At 63.4% G+C, this 14303-nt stretch carries 14 protein-coding genes; 10 read left to right on the forward strand and 4 right to left on the reverse strand.

The window, feature by feature from the left end; genetic code table 11:
- Positions 1–387: 387 nt before the first annotated feature.
- The 4 genes from SBA_RS16090 to SBA_RS16105 all read right to left on the reverse strand — a co-directional run bounded on the left by SBA_RS16090 (position 388) and on the right by SBA_RS16105 (position 4117).
- The gene (locus SBA_RS16090; RefSeq protein ID WP_261935148.1) at positions 388–603 is read right to left on the reverse strand and encodes a DUF2093 domain-containing protein; all 216 of its coding nucleotides are present in this window, start codon (positions 601–603) and stop codon (positions 388–390) included.
- An 11-nt stretch (positions 604–614) separates the two neighbouring features.
- The gene (locus SBA_RS16095; RefSeq protein ID WP_261935149.1) at positions 615–2018 is read right to left on the reverse strand and encodes an NAD(P)H-dependent flavin oxidoreductase; all 1404 of its coding nucleotides are present in this window, start codon (positions 2016–2018) and stop codon (positions 615–617) included.
- Between the two features lie 91 nt (positions 2019–2109).
- The gene (locus SBA_RS16100) at positions 2110–3255 is read right to left on the reverse strand and encodes a glycosyltransferase (protein ID WP_261935150.1); all 1146 of its coding nucleotides are present in this window, start codon (positions 3253–3255) and stop codon (positions 2110–2112) included.
- Entirely contained in the window at positions 3248–4117 is an 870-nt protein-coding gene (locus SBA_RS16105) for an alpha/beta fold hydrolase (RefSeq protein ID WP_261935151.1), read from the reverse strand. Before SBA_RS16105 ends, SBA_RS16100 begins: the two co-directional genes overlap by 8 nt.
- Before the next feature lie 37 nt (positions 4118–4154).
- On the opposite strand from SBA_RS16105, the gene SBA_RS16110 reads away from it, so the two are divergent.
- The 10 genes from SBA_RS16110 (at position 4155) to SBA_RS16155 (ending at position 14214) form a co-directional block, all read left to right on the forward strand.
- A complete protein-coding gene (locus SBA_RS16110; protein ID WP_261935152.1) occupies positions 4155–5540 on the forward strand; it encodes a protein adenylyltransferase SelO family protein in 1386 nt (461 codons plus the stop codon).
- Positions 5541–5637: 97 nt separating this feature from the next.
- Positions 5638–6015, forward strand: a complete 378-nt coding sequence (locus SBA_RS16115; RefSeq protein WP_261935153.1) for a hypothetical protein — start codon at positions 5638–5640, stop codon at positions 6013–6015.
- A 71-nt stretch (positions 6016–6086) separates the two neighbouring features.
- Complete coding sequence (gene astD, locus SBA_RS16120; RefSeq protein ID WP_261935154.1) at positions 6087–7520, forward strand: succinylglutamate-semialdehyde dehydrogenase; 1434 nt, start codon at positions 6087–6089, stop codon at positions 7518–7520.
- Positions 7521–7617: 97 nt separating this feature from the next.
- Complete coding sequence (cobA, locus tag SBA_RS16125; protein ID WP_261935155.1) at positions 7618–8406, forward strand: uroporphyrinogen-III C-methyltransferase; 789 nt, start codon at positions 7618–7620, stop codon at positions 8404–8406.
- The gene (locus SBA_RS16130) at positions 8403–8699 is read left to right on the forward strand and encodes a DUF2849 domain-containing protein (RefSeq protein WP_261935156.1); all 297 of its coding nucleotides are present in this window, start codon (positions 8403–8405) and stop codon (positions 8697–8699) included. The genes cobA and SBA_RS16130 overlap by 4 nt, the downstream gene beginning before the upstream one ends.
- Positions 8700–8702: 3 nt before the next feature.
- On the forward strand, positions 8703–10334 hold the full coding sequence (locus SBA_RS16135; RefSeq protein WP_261935157.1) for a nitrite/sulfite reductase: 1632 nt from the start codon (positions 8703–8705) through the stop codon (positions 10332–10334).
- Positions 10327–10767: a DUF934 domain-containing protein gene (locus SBA_RS16140; protein WP_224550326.1), complete on the forward strand. Its 441-nt coding sequence runs from the start codon at positions 10327–10329 to the stop codon at positions 10765–10767. The genes SBA_RS16135 and SBA_RS16140 overlap by 8 nt, the downstream gene beginning before the upstream one ends.
- Complete coding sequence (locus SBA_RS16145; RefSeq protein WP_224550325.1) at positions 10760–11545, forward strand: phosphoadenylyl-sulfate reductase; 786 nt, start codon at positions 10760–10762, stop codon at positions 11543–11545. The genes SBA_RS16140 and SBA_RS16145 overlap by 8 nt, the downstream gene beginning before the upstream one ends.
- Positions 11546–11797: 252 nt before the next feature.
- Positions 11798–12709: a beta-1,6-N-acetylglucosaminyltransferase gene (locus SBA_RS16150; protein WP_261935158.1), complete on the forward strand. Its 912-nt coding sequence runs from the start codon at positions 11798–11800 to the stop codon at positions 12707–12709.
- Positions 12710–12915: 206 nt separating this feature from the next.
- Positions 12916–14214 (forward strand): chloride channel protein, encoded by a 1299-nt coding sequence (locus tag SBA_RS16155; RefSeq protein ID WP_261935159.1) that lies wholly within the window; start codon positions 12916–12918, stop codon positions 14212–14214.
- Positions 14215–14303: the final 89 nt, after the last annotated feature.

A 14303-nucleotide genomic window follows, 5' to 3' on the forward strand; every position in this document is an offset into this window, starting at 1 on the left:
ACGCAACATGGCCGCGCCCATAGACGTGGCACAGGCGCTCAATCCAGACAATGACCCCGACGAAAGCGCGGTCAGGCGGGAAATCCCGCCGCAGGAATCAGAAGATCGTGCTGTAGAGGAACCAGCCCACGATCAGCAGGCTCGACACGATGCAAATACGATCACCAAAGACGTCGATACGAGACATCAGAAAAACATCCTTCCACATGCAGCGCTCTACGTCGCCTCTGAGAAAAGATTACATCAGTTTTCACCGTATCGGAATAGCAAAGTTGCGACCAATCGCCTTATTGAGACGCTGAACCGATGTTCAGCACCTCTTGAAAGCGATTTGGGCCAGCCCACCCCTTCTGGCAGACAGGCTGGCGTCGCTTTAACGGCCGTTATTTATCGGAAATCCGGGCCGCGATGTTGCAGAAAGGACCGAGTCGCTTCTTCCGGCCCGCGATAGGCTTCCTGAAACTCGGCGCTCCAATATTTCAGATCTTCCAAATCGATTCGCGCGCCGGATACGGCGCACAGCACGAACTGCCCCGGTTGCACGATATCGAAATGCGGCGTGTCATAGTGCAGCACCGCCAGACCCTGAATGCCCCCGATCATCGCCGACGCCGTCAATCGCCGGTCAGGATACGGTCGACCAGTTGTTTCACGGTCGGCACGAACCCGTTGGAGTAGAAGGGATCCTGCTTGAATTTATAGGCACCGTGGCCCGCGAACAGCAGATTCTGGTCGAGGTCGCCGCCATGCACCGCCTCCTGCAATGCCTTTTGGATGCAGAAGCTGCGCGGATCGGCCAGGCGACCGGTCGAATTGGTCTCGCTGTCCATCCAGGACGAGAAGGAACATTGGCTGAGGCAGCCCATGCAGTCCGTCTGATCCTTGCGGATGACGCCCTTTTCCTCTTCGCCGACGAAAACCAGCGTATTGTCCGGCGTCTTGAGCGCAGCGGTGAAGCCCTGCCCTACCCATTCGCGCGCACGGGTCAGATCGCCCAGCGTAACCCAGAAATTCTTGCCCTTCACGCCCACGTCGAGCTGGTGGGTATGGTCGCCGGCCTGTTCGGTGCTAAACGGAATCTGCCGTTCCGAGCGCGCCTCCAGACTGCGCAGGAAGGGATTGCGGACCGCCGAACTGTAGAAGCCGGTCGGCGAGAATTTGTGCAGCAGGATGTCACCGGGATTGAGCTGGGTCAGCCGCTCCTTCCACAACTGTGGGATCGGGCTTTCCTGCGTCAGCAGCGGACGGGTGCCGAACTGGAAGGCGATCGCGCCCAGTTCGGGGTTGTCGATCCAGTCGTTCCAGTCCTTGAGCGCCCAGACGCCGCCCGCCATCACGATCGGCACCTCGTCGGAAATGCCGCCTTCGCGCATCGTGTCGCGCAGCGCCTTGACGCGGGGGTAGGGGTCCTGCGGCACCTTGGGATCTTCGGCGTTGGACAGGCCGTTATGGCCACCCGCCAGCCAGGGATCTTCATAGACCACTGCCGCCAGCCATTCCGACGCCTTGGAATAGGCACGTTTCCACAGCGCGCGGAAGGCGCGGCCGGAAGACACGATCGGCAGATAGCTGACATTGTAGGAGGCCGCGATCTCGGACAGCTTATAGGGCATGCCCGCGCCGCAGGTGACGCCCGCCACCATGCCCTTGGTCTTTTCCAGTACGCCGTGCAGCACGCGCTGCGCGCCGCCCATTTCCCACAGCACGTTGATGTTGATCGCGCCCTTGCCGCCGGCGATCTCATAGGCGCGCTTCACCTGCTCGACCGCGCCGTCGATGGCATAGGCGACCAGCTCCTCGTGACGATCGCGACGGGTACGGCCATGGTAGATCTGAGGGATGACGTTGCCGAAACTGTCATAGCTGTCGGCGTTCACCGCCGACACCGTGCCGATGCCGCCCGCAGCCGCCCACGCGCCGGAACTGGCGTGGTTGGACACGGCAACGCCCTTGCCGCCTTCGACCAGCGGCCAGACTTCACGGCCACCATAGACGATGGGCTTCAACCCCTTGAACAACGACATCTCCCGCAAAAACCGCCCGGCCCCCTCGACCGGGTAAAAGCGACCCTATAGCAGCTTTGGCTGTCTATGACGAATTTGGCGCGCCCTAGCGCAAAATCATGGGGCTGGCCAGTGCCTCGCCATATAGGCGCGCATAAGCATTCACCATGTCGGCTTCGGCATAGTCGCGCGTTGCGCGGCCTCGGTTGGCGGCTCCCAGTCGGGCCCGCAGTTCGGCGTCGCCAGCCAGCGTTTCCAGCGCATCTGCCATCCTCTGCTCGTCAGACACGACGAACGGCCGGTTTTCCGGGGCGACCATGTTGGCGACATCGCCGACATCCATGGACGCCGCGGGCACGCCGGCCGCCATCGCTTCTACTAGCGATATCGGAAACTGTTCGCTGTCGGAAGACAGGGCGAAAATGTCGAACAGGCCGACGAAGCGCCAAGGACGGTCCATGAAACCAGCCATATGGATATCGTCCAGGCCAAGGGCGGCGGCCTGCGCCAGGATCGCCTCGCGCTCCGGCCCCTCGCCCACTACCACCAGTTGCAGCCTATCCTTGTGCGCCGCGACGGCGCGTACGAGGCGGGGGATATTCTTGACCGGCCGAAGCCCTGCCAGCGTGCCGACCAGCAGCTTGCCGGGCGTGCGGACCAGGCCAGGAATGGCGTCCTTAGCTGGCGGCGTGGCATAACGAACGACGTCGATGCCGTTGCGGATCAGATGGACCTTGCCTGCCGGCTGCTTCCACACCGATCGCGCGATGGTTTCGAGCCGGACCGAGGGCACCACCATGCCGTGCGCGCGTTGCAGCCCGACCCGACGGAACAGGTTGCGCTTGGTCTTCAACCGCTCGGCCTCGTCCGCGTTGAACCCGTCCTCGTGATGGATCAGCGGCGGCAGGCCGGCCGATGCGCCCGCCAGCCGATGCGCCATGACCGCATCCATCGATCCCCAATTATAGGTCAGGATCAGGTCGAACCGCCTGAGGAAGGCTGTGATGACCTTGTAACGCGCCAGCCCCGGCTTGCCCGCAAAAGACGGCCCATCGGGAAATTCGACGTCGATCGCAGGATGGATCGCGTCCCGCGCGCTCATGGCCGCGGGATCGGCGCTGACGATGCTGTGCCGCGCCTTGTCGCCCCAGATATTCATCAGCCGCACGGCGCGCGCTTCCTTGCCGCCCAGAGTGAAACTGCCGTGGACGTGGAGGATATGCGGCCTATTCTTGCCCGAAATATCAACCATGCAGGACGCGGTCCAACAACCGGTCGATCGCGGCGACGCTTTCCGGCTCGTCCAGCCCCGGCGCATGGCCGACGTCAGGAACGGTCGTCAGTTCGGCACTGTCGCCGATCCCCTCCACCATGCGCTGCGCCGTGGCGGCGGACAGCAGGTCGGATCGCTCGCCCCGCAGCAACAGCGTCGGAATGCCGCGGAAAGCCTGCATCACGGGCCACATGTCGACGCCGGCCTCGCTGCCCATGGCGCGGATCGGTTCGGCGATCTTCATATCATAGTCCAGCACGACGCGCCCGCCGCTGTTCAGTCGATAGAGGCGCTTGGCCATGGCCAGCCATTGTTCCAGGTCATAGCCGGGATAGACGTCGCCATTGGCCTCGGCCAGGGCGCGGGCGGCATGGACCCAGGTCGGGTGCGACTGGCCCACGCCGACATAGGATCGGATGCGCGCCAGCCCGCCTTCGTCCAATACCGGCCCAACGTCGTTGAGCAACGCGCCCGCCAGCCATTCCTTGTGGGTTGCGGCGATCAACATGGTGATGACGCCGCCCAGCGACGTGCCGACCGCAACGAAGCGGGTGATGGCGAGATCGGCCAGCAAGCGGCTGATATCCTGCAAATAGGTTAGCGGGACATAGGTCATCGCGTCCTTGGCATAGGCGCTTTCGGCGCGGCCGCGCATGTCCGGGCAGATCAGCCGCCACTCGCCCGCCAGCCGACCGGCCAGCGGTTCGAAATCGCGGGCGTTGCGGGTCAGCCCCGGCAGGCAGAGCAAGGGCGGGCGGCCGTCATCGCCTCCCGCATAATCCCGATAATGGAGCCGCAGCCCATCGGGTGACCACCAATATCCATCGCTGTAGCCGCTCAAGCTTGATCCTTCTGGTGACCTTCCCCCATATCGCCTTATGAACCAGACGCCGCAAGCCGCCATTTATCGCCCCGCCTCTGAAATCGACGCGCTGATGCCCGACATCGCCGCCCCGGTCGCGGCGGCGGACTTTCCGCAGACGATCCTGCGCTACCGCAACGACCGCGCCGCCGCCTCGGTGGGGCTGGACGAGTTGAGCGACGCGCAATGGATCGCACATTTCGGCCGTTTTGAGCCGCTGGAGGGCAGCCTGCCCCAGCCGCTGGCCCTGCGCTATCATGGCCATCAGTTCCGCCATTATAACCCCGATATCGGTGATGGCCGTGGTTTCCTGTTCACCCAGTTGCGCGACGATGCCGGCCGTTTGCTGGACCTGGGCACCAAGGGGACGGGCCAGACCCCCTATAGCCGCTTCGGCGACGGCCGGTTGACGCTGAAGGGCGGCGTGCGCGAGATATTGGCGACCGAGATGCTGGAAGCCCTGGGCGTCAACACGTCCAAGACCTTTTCCATCATCGAGACGGGCGAGGCACTGGAGCGCAACGACGAACCGTCCCCTACCCGCGGCGCGGCTATGGTGCGCCTGAGCCATTCGCATATTCGCATCGGGTCGTTCCAGCGCGCGGCCTTTCATGACGACAAGGCGCTGCTGGCGAAGCTGACCGACTATGCCCTCACCCGCCTCTATGGCGAGACGCCGGGGGACAATCCATCCGCACAATTGCTGGGTCGGGTGGTCGAGCGCACCGCCGACCTCGCCGCCAGCTACATGGTTGCGGGCTTCGTCCATGGCGTGCTCAACAGCGACAATATCAATGTGACGGGCGAGAGCTTTGACTATGGTCCTTGGCGTTTCACTCCGTTGTGGGATGCCCATTTCACCGCCGCCTATTTCGACCAGCAGGGACTCTATGCCTTCGGACGGCAGGCCGAAGCGATCCATTGGGATGTGGCGCAACTGGCGGTATCACTCCGCCCGCTGGTGGAGGCGCCGTCCCTGATCGAACAGCTGGAACGATTCCCGACGCTCTACGGCGATGCTATGCAACGGCGCTTCTGCTGGCGACTGGGCGTCGAGGGCATCGACCCTGGCGCGATGATCGAGGCGGCGGTGCGCGGCCTGGTGACGAGCGGCACGCCGATCGACCGTTTCTTCCACGACTGGCGCGGCGGCACAGCCCCCTCCGGCGCGCATTATGACGATGCTGGCTGGGCGCCGTTCCGCGAGGCGATCGCGGGCTTTACCGCTTTGCCCAACGCAAGGGACCATCCCTATTGGTCGGACGAAGCGCCCTGCTCCATGCATATAGATGAGGTGGAGTCTATCTGGAGTGCCATCGACACGGATGACGACTGGACACCGCTTCATAACAAAGTCGCCGCGATCAGGCGGATGGGCGACGCTCATCGCATCGCACGATGACAGATAATGACAAATGCTGAATTGAAGGAACAATATTAACAAGAGGAAGATTATCGGAGGTTAAGCATTCTGCGATCCTGCAACCTGTGGCGGCATTATGATCGAGCGCGACTTGACTGATCCGGACGGCATCATAACCGTCCGGTCTTCGGGGCATTGGACAAAGGCAGAGCTGGATGCGCATTTTCGAGCGATGCGTGAGATCGTCGCGCAAAAAAGACGAAACGGCGAACCTGTGCGGGTCCTTTCGGACCTGAGCACCGCCGACGAGCAGGATATGGGCATAGACGACTATGTTCTGACCGAATGCCATCGCACCTATCAACCTGGCGACCGGGTGGCGATCCTGACCCCTGACAAACAGAGCAAACAGCGCTTGCGCGCGAAGCTGCACGGATCGGAAGTGGGCGCATTCAGCTCGCGACTGCCGGCAGAGATGTGGCTGATGGCCGCAGACCTGCCACCGCCACAATAGATTGACGTCGCGCCTGCCTCCTCGCCTTCGCCCTATTTTCCTTAACCTTTTTCAGCCATATATCGCGTCAAATGGTCGCGCCGCTTACATCCCATGAACCCGCCACCGGCGTCCTGCTCTGGCAAGGCGAGACGGGCGATGTCGACGCGGAAGTCGCCCGCGCCCGCGCCGCCTGGCCCAAATGGGCGGCGCAGCCCATCGCCTATCGCATCGAAACGCTGCGCCGCTTCGTCAACGTCGTGCGTCGGCAGGAAGATGCGCTCGCCGATCTCATCGCGCGCGAAACCGGCAAGCCGCTATGGGACGCCCGCAACGAAGTGCATGCGGTGATGGGCAAGGTCGATGTCAGCGTCGCCGCCTATTCCGAACGCACCGGCCAGCGCCGGCTGGAAGCGGCGCTGGGCGCGCGCCAGTCGGTGCGGCACAAGCCCCATGGCGTCATGGCGGTGCTTGGTCCCTATAATTTCCCCGCACACCTTCCCAATGGGCATATCATCCCCGCGCTGCTGGCGGGCAACGCCGTGGTGTTCAAGCCGTCGGAAAAGACGCCTGCCGTGGGCGAAATGCTGGTGAAGCTCTATCAGGAAGCCGGCGTACCGGTGGATGCGATCCGACTGCTGCTCGGCGGCCCGGATGCGGGCAAGGCGCTGGCTGCCCACCCCGATGTCGGCGGCATCCTCTTCACGGGATCGGCCCAGACCGGTATCGCGATCAACCGGCAATATGCCGCGCAGCCGTCCAAGATACTGGCGCTGGAAATGGGCGGCAATAACCCGATCATCGTATGGGACACGCCCGAAATCAACGCCGCAGCGACGCTGGTGGTCCAGTCGGCTTTTATGAGCAGCGGTCAGCGCTGCACCGCCGCCAGCCGCCTGATCGTACGCGACGGCATCGCGGATCGGCTGATCGCGGAGATCAAGAAACTGGCCGACCGGCTGATCGTGGACCATCCCCATGCCAATCCTACCCCCTATATGGGTCCGGTGATCGACAACCCTACCGCCGACGGACTGACCGAAAGCTTCCTCTTTCTGATGAGCAATGGCGGCAGGCCGATCAAGCATATGGTCCGGCCCCACAAGGGCCTGCCCTTCCTCAGCCCCGCAATCATCGACGTCACCGCAATGAAGGAACGGCCCGATGTCGAACTGTTCGGCCCGCTGCTGCAGGTCATCCGCGTCGCGGACTTCGGCGACGCGATCGCGGAAGCGAACAATACCCGCTATGGCCTCTCCGCCTCGCTCATCGGTGGATCGCCCGAGCAATATAATCAGTTCTGGGCCAATGTCCGCGCCGGCGTGGTCAACTGGAACCGGCCAACCAATGGCGCTTCCTCTTCTGCACCTTTCGGTGGCACCGGCATTTCGGGCAATCACCGCCCCAGCGCTTATTATGCCGCCGATTATTGTGCCTATCCGGTGGTGTCGGCAGAAATCGAAACACCCCGCGCCTCAATCGGCGTCGGCCTGAAGGACATCGACGTCAGCGTGATGGGCGATTGACGGAGATAGGGGCAAAATATTTCCCCAAAACATTTCCTAGTCCCCGCCATACCCATTCTGAATTGAACTTTCGCGGCGCTTTCGCCATCTGACCAGCATGGCTGACAAAGCATCTTCGACAGTCCACCTGGTGGGGGCGGGACCGGGCGATCCGGACCTGCTGACCATCAAGGCCGCGCGCCTGATCGCGCAGGCCGACGTCATCGTGCATGACGGGCTGGTGTCGGACGACATTCTTGCGCTGGCTTCGCCGGACGCCGAACTTATCTCCGTTGCCAAGCAGCGAAGCCGCCATTCGATGCCACAGGACGCGATCAACGCCCTGCTGGTCGATCTGGCGCGTGAAGGCCGTCATGTCGTCCGCCTGAAGGGCGGCGATCCGTTCATCTTCGGCCGCGGTGGCGAGGAAGTCGACGCCTGCCGTGCGGCGGGCGTGCCGGTCGAAGTCGTGCCCGGCATCAGTGCCGCGATTGGCAGCGCTGCGATGGCGCAATTGCCTCTGACCCATCGCGATGCGTCCAGCGCCGTCAGCTTCGTCGCAGGCCAGTGCAAGGGACTGACGGACCAGGACTGGTCTGGCTTGGCGGGCAAGGGTCGCACGCTCGTCATCTATATGGGCGTCGCAACCGCGGCCGACATCGCCGATAAGCTGATCGCGGACGGCGTGTCGCCCGCCATCCCGGTCGCGGTGCTGGAAAATGGTACGCGCGCCGACATGCGGACATTGCGCACGCTGCTCGCCGACCTGGGTGACATGGTGGCGCGCGAGCAGATCAAAAGCCCGGCCCTGATCGTGGTCGGCGAGGTGGCGGCCCATGCGCTGGCGCAAGATGTGCTGGCAGACTGGACTGTCAAAGGGGAGACTATTTCGGAGATGCGTTCGTGAAGATATTGACCGGCAACGATCTTGTGAGCGGCGACGTCATCTGGTGGGCGGGCGATGGCTGGTCGCGCCAGGTCTGCGACAGCGCCGACGTGGGCGAACGCGGCGATGACCTCGCCCGCACCGAGGAAGCCGCGCTGCGCGTGGTCGGCGCCTATGTGATCGACGCGACCGTCACCGAAGACGGTGTGCGCCCGGCCCATATCAAGGACCGCATCCGCGCGCTCGGTCCGACGGTGCGCCCCGATCTGACGCTGAAACCAAACGACGCCGATGCCGGCAACTGGGTGATCTGAACCATGTATCGCTACGACAGCTATGACCAGTCCATCGTCGACGCTCGCGTCGAGGAATTTCGCGACCAGGTGCAGCGCCGCCTGACCGGCGCGCTGACAGAGGATCAGTTCAAGCCGCTCCGGCTGATGAATGGCCTCTACCTCCAGTTGCACGCCTATATGCTGCGTGTCGCCATCCCTTATGGCACGCTGTCGGGCAAACAGATGCGCAAGCTGGGCGAGATCGCGGCGAAATATGATCGCGGCTATGGTCACTTCACCACGCGCCAAAATCTCCAATATAACTGGATCAAGCTGGCCGACGCGCCCGACATCCTGGCCGAGCTGGCGACGGTGGAGATGCATGCCATCCAGACGTCGGGCAACTGCATCCGCAACATCAGTTCCGACCAATATGCCGGCGTCAGCGCCGACGAGGTGGCAGATCCCCGCCCCTGGGCCGAACTGCTGCGCCAATGGTCGAGCTTCCACCCGGAATTCACCTATCTGCCGCGCAAGTTCAAGATTTGCGTGATCGCCAGCGACGATGATCGCGCGGCGATGCGGCTGCACGATATCGGCCTTAAGCTGGTGTCGAAAGACGGCAAGATCGGCGCCGAAGTCTATGCTGGCGGCGGCATGGGCCGCACACCGATGGTCGCACCGCTTATCAACGGCTTCGTGCCGGAAGATGAGATTATTTCTTATCTGGAAGCCTGCCTGCGCGTGTATAACCGCTACGGCCGCCGCGACAATAAGTACAAGGCCCGGATCAAAATCCTGGTCCACGAGATTGGCGTCGATGACTATAAGCGCCAGGTTGAGGAAGAGTTCGCCCATATGCGCACGCTTGGCCTCAACCCGCCGGTCGAGGAACTGGGCCGCATCCGCGCCTTCTTCGCCGCACCGGCCTATGAAAACGGCCTGTCCGATGCGATCGAACGCGCCGACCCGGCCTTCGCCCTTTGGGTCGATCGTCAGGTCGCGCCACACAAGGCGCCCGGCTATGCCATCGTCAATATCAGCCTGAAGCCGCTGACCGGCATTCCCGGCGACGCATCGGCGGAGCAGATCGAACTGGTCGCGACCTTGGCCGAGCAATATTCGCTTGACGAACTGCGCGTCACCCATGCGCAGAACCTGGTCCTGCCGCACGTGAAGAAGGCCGACCTCCACGCCATCTGGCAGAAGCTGGAGGAAGCGGGTCTGGCCGAGGCCAATCTCGACCTCATCACCGACATCATCGCCTGTCCAGGCCTTGATTATTGCGCCCTCGCCAATGCGCGCTCGATCCCGCTGGCGCAGAAGATCGCGCAGCGCTTCGCCGCGGCGGAGCGTCAGGCGGAACTGGGGGAACTCAAGGTCAAGATTTCGGGCTGCATCAATGCCTGCGGCCATCACCATGCCGGCCATATCGGCGTTCTGGGTGTCGATCGGAAAGGCGTGGAGAATTTCCAGCTCTCGCTGGGCGGATCGGGCGCGGAGGATGCATCGCTGGGTCAGATCACCGGGCCGGGCTTTTCGGAAGACGGCGTGGTCGATGCTATCGAGAAGGTCACGGACCTCTATCTCGCGCAGCGCGAAGGTGGCGAACGCTTCCTCGACACCTATCGCCGCATCGGCATGAAGCCCTTCAAGGAGGCGATCTATGGTTGAATTCCTGTCCTTCCGCGACGGCGAAGCCGCGCAGGAACCCTCCGTCACGGTCGAGGCCTTTACCGGCCAGTCCAACTCGACCGCCGTCCGCATCGAAGCGGGTGAAGATGCGCGCGAACTGCTGCCCTATCTCGATCGCCTGTCGCTGGTGGAGATAAATTTCCCCGCTTATGGGGACGGGCGCGGCTATTCCGCCGCCCGCATCCTGCGGGAATCCGGCTATCGGGGCGAACTGCGCGCGGTGGGCGACGTGCTGGTCGATCAGATCGTCGCCATGCGCCGCTGCGGTTTCGACAGTTTTCATCCCGCCAAGCCGCTGGACGACGCCGCCGTCGACCGCGCGCTCCATCGCTATGCCGACGTCTATCAGAAGGCGATCGACGGCCGCACCCCGATTTGGGCGAAACGGCACCCGGAGAAGATTAATGGCTGAACCTGCTCGTCAGATCGACCTGATCGACGCCCGCCCCGCCTTCACCCAGGCACAGGCCGATGCGCTGAACGCGCGGTTTGAGGGCGTCGATACGATCACCATGCTCAAGACCGTGTTTGCAGAAGGGCTCGCCGGCAATGTCGCCGTCGTCTCCTCCTTCGGCACTGAAAGCGCGGTGCTGCTCGATCTGGTGGCGAAGGCCGATCCGACCATTCCGGTGATCTTCGTCGATACGTTGAAGATGTTCGCCGAGACGCTCAACTATCGCGATACGCTCATCAAGCGCTTCGGTTTTACCGACAGCCGCACGGTGACGCCGATCGCCGACGTCATCGCCAAGAAGGACGAGACCGGCCTGCGCTGGTCCTACGACCCGGACGGCTGCTGCGAAATCCGCAAGGTCGAACCGATGAAGCGCGCCAAGGATGGCCTGGATGCCTGGATTTCGGGCCGCAAGGCGTTCCAGTCGGTGACGCGCCAGAACCTGCCCCGTTTCGAAGTCGAAGACGGCCGGCTCAAGCTCAATCCCCTGGGCGACTGGAACAAGGCCGATCTGGAGGCCTATTTCGAGGCCGAGAAACTGCCTCGCCATCCGCTGGAGGCGCAAGGCTATCTGTCGATCGGCTGCGAACCCTGCACGTCGAAGGTGATGCCGGGCGAAGACCCGCGTGCGGGCCGCTGGCGCGGCTGGGACAAGGTGGAATGCGGTATCCATTCGCCGGTCACGCCGATCCCCGTCGTCGATCCCGAAGACCCCGCCAACCAGCCGGTGTTCTGACATAGGCAAGCCTGTGCCGCCCGTCCTGCGCCGCCGCTCCTGCCAATCATGGCCGCCTGATTTCGGCGGCCCCTAACAATCGCTGCATTTAGTCCCCATATGCCGATTTCGGCATAGGACCGGGGCGGCCTCGCTTCGACCTGAACCCCTTATGTCGGTCGAACTCCGGTTCGATCATTTTCCAAAAGGCTGGAAACACCTGCATCGCATCGGTCGATCGGCCCGATGCGTGCCCGATGGAGTACGCCCTGCATGATCGCCTATCTGATCCTCGTCCATCGCTTTCCAGAGCAGTTCAAACGCATGTTCCAGGCCATCTATGTGCCGGGCAACCACTATCTGATCCACGTAGACCAGCGATCGGGCGCAGCCATGACGGCCGACATCGCCGCCTTCCTCAAACCCTATATCAACGTCGCCATGCTACCGTCGCGCAAGATGCTGTGGGGCGGGTACAGTCTGGTGGACGCCGAATTGCGGGGCATGGCCAAGCTGCTGGAGATGAATGCGGACTGGCGTTATTTCATCAATTTGAGCGGGCAGGATTTTCCGCTCAAGTCTCAGGCCTATATCGCCGACTATCTGGCCCGCCATGACGGCACGGAGTTCATCCGCAACGTACCCCAACAGGCGGTTCGCCCGGACACGATGAATCGCCTCAGCCATTATTTCGTCGAAGCCTGCAACCGCATCGTGCGCACTGGCATACGTCGCCGGCCGATGGCCGGGATCACGCCCTATATCGGCACCCAGTGGAAGGCGGTCACGCGCGAATTCTGCGCCTTCGCCTGCCACGCACCTGCGGCCCGCCGCTTCAAGCAATTTTATCGCCGCACCCTGATTGCCGACGAAGGTTTTTTCCAGACACTCATGATGAACGCCTTTGCCGGCGGCAAGGTGGTCAATGACGATCTGCGCACGATCGACTGGATCCCCGATGGAGACGTCAAGCTGCGCCCCCGCACCTTCGTCACCCGCGACGCGCTGCGACTGACGCTCAGCCCCGACCTGTTCGCCCGCAAATTCGACGTGCAGGAGGACAGCCATATTCTCGACCTGCTCGAAGCCCATCTTCAGACGTCCGCCGCCGTAACGCTGCCGGCACCGGGGAGCATCCACGCAACATTGTCACCGGCTTCTGAACGGATCGTCTCTCCAGCCTGAAATCGGACGGCGGCCTCCACGCGCCGTCACGCCCTCCCATATGATCGATTCAGAAAGTCCCGCCCGACTGCCGACCTTCCGATCGATCGGAAGGCCGGAAAAATCGGCCTTGCGGGGTTCCGTCTCGCACCCGACGTCGCTATGGGTCGGCCTTCCCGGCCTGACCGGTCGCAGCACGGGCGGATTATCGGCATGGCGCCACTATCATGATCGGACAGCTTCGCCTGTTCCGGCGGCGGGCACGCGTCATCATGCGCCGCCATGGCCCCGAAGCACTGATCTGGCGGCGGCGTATCGCCATATTGGCCGGCGCGGTGCTGGTCGGCCTGACGGCGCTGCTGTTCGCCGAACTGGCCGACCATGCCGGCGCGCTGTTCCGGCGCATGGTCGCCTGGTGCTGGTGGCTTCCGCTGGTCGTGACGCCCCTGGGGTTCGCCGCCTTCGCCTGGATCACGATGAAGCTCGCCCCTGCCGCCAAAGGATCGGGCATACCGCAGGTAATCGCCGCCGCGCGCAATCCCGACGCAGGGATGAAGCAACTGGTGTCCGCCCGCACAGCCTTCGTCAAATTCTGGCTGACCATCGGCACCTTGCTGTTCGGCGCGTCGGTGGGCCGCGAAGGTCCGACGGTCCAGATCGCCGCCAGCATCATGGGCTATATGCACCGCTTCATGCGCATCCCGCTGCGCGCGTCGGTGTTCATCGCCGGTGGCGCGGCGGGCGTGGCGGCGGCGTTCAACACGCCGCTGGCCGGGGTCGCCTTCGCCATCGAGGAACTGGCGGCCGCCTATGAGCAGCGCATGACCCTGCTGGTGATGGCCGCCGTGCTGATCGCGGGCATGGTCAGCCTGGGGCTGGCCGGCGACTATGTCTATTTCGGGGAGATGCGCCAGACGTTGAGCGTCCATGACGCGCTGATCGCCGCACCGGTGGCGGGCTTTCTGGGCGGGATCGCCGGCGGCCTCTTTTCCCGGCTGATGCTGGCGTCCGGCTCCACCCGATGGAAGCCGATGCGGTGGCTGCGCGAGCGGCCGGTCCGACTTGCCTTGCTGTGCGGGTCCGCGGTCGCGATCATGGGGGTCGCAACGGGATTGACCTGGGGCACCGGCTACGAAACGGCGCAGGCGGTCATCACGGGACGGGACGTGCCATTGTGGTTCGGCGCGGCGAAATTCGTGTCGACGCTGGCAACCGCCATATCCGGCCTGCCGGGCGGCATCTTCGCACCCTCCTTGTCGGTTGGCGCCGGCATCGGCGACATGCTGCGCAGCCTGTTCCCCAGCTATCCGCAGGGCGCCGTGGTGCTGCTGGGCATGGTCGCCTATTTCACCGGCGTCGTCCGCGCGCCGTTGACCGCCGTCATCATCATTTCCGAAACCACCGCCAGCCGCGGATTGATGATGCCCCTGCTCGCAGCGGCCCTGGTCGCCGACTTTTCGGCCCAGCTCGTCAGCAAGGAACGGCTATATCATGGCCTCGCCAAACGTTTCGCGCTGCCCGGTTGAATCTGTCTCGTTTGCGTAACTAAGTTACAAGCGGCTGGACGAACCATGCTAGCCCGGCGATATACATGGCCCATTGTCAGACATAAGGG

The sequence above is a fragment of the Sphingomonas bisphenolicum genome, from assembly GCF_024349785.1.
In the GTDB taxonomy this organism is placed as follows: domain Bacteria; phylum Pseudomonadota; class Alphaproteobacteria; order Sphingomonadales; family Sphingomonadaceae; genus Sphingobium; species Sphingobium bisphenolicum.

Coding starts and splice junctions, on each gene's coding strand:
- SBA_RS16090 (WP_261935148.1), bottom strand. CDS start 603: ATGATCGGGGGCATTCAGGGTCTGGCGGTGCTGCACTATGACACGCCG.
- SBA_RS16100 (WP_261935150.1), bottom strand. CDS start 3,255: ATGGTTGATATTTCGGGCAAGAATAGGCCGCATATCCTCCACGTCCAC.
- SBA_RS16110 (WP_261935152.1), top strand. CDS start 4,155: ATGAACCAGACGCCGCAAGCCGCCATTTATCGCCCCGCCTCTGAAATC.
- SBA_RS16115 (WP_261935153.1), top strand. CDS start 5,638: ATGATCGAGCGCGACTTGACTGATCCGGACGGCATCATAACCGTCCGG.
- astD (WP_261935154.1), top strand. CDS start 6,087: ATGGTCGCGCCGCTTACATCCCATGAACCCGCCACCGGCGTCCTGCTC.
- cobA (WP_261935155.1), top strand. CDS start 7,618: ATGGCTGACAAAGCATCTTCGACAGTCCACCTGGTGGGGGCGGGACCG.
- SBA_RS16135 (WP_261935157.1), top strand. CDS start 8,703: ATGTATCGCTACGACAGCTATGACCAGTCCATCGTCGACGCTCGCGTC.
- SBA_RS16140 (WP_224550326.1), top strand. CDS start 10,327: ATGGTTGAATTCCTGTCCTTCCGCGACGGCGAAGCCGCGCAGGAACCC.
- SBA_RS16145 (WP_224550325.1), top strand. CDS start 10,760: ATGGCTGAACCTGCTCGTCAGATCGACCTGATCGACGCCCGCCCCGCC.
- SBA_RS16150 (WP_261935158.1), top strand. CDS start 11,798: ATGATCGCCTATCTGATCCTCGTCCATCGCTTTCCAGAGCAGTTCAAA.
- SBA_RS16155 (WP_261935159.1), top strand. CDS start 12,916: ATGATCGGACAGCTTCGCCTGTTCCGGCGGCGGGCACGCGTCATCATG.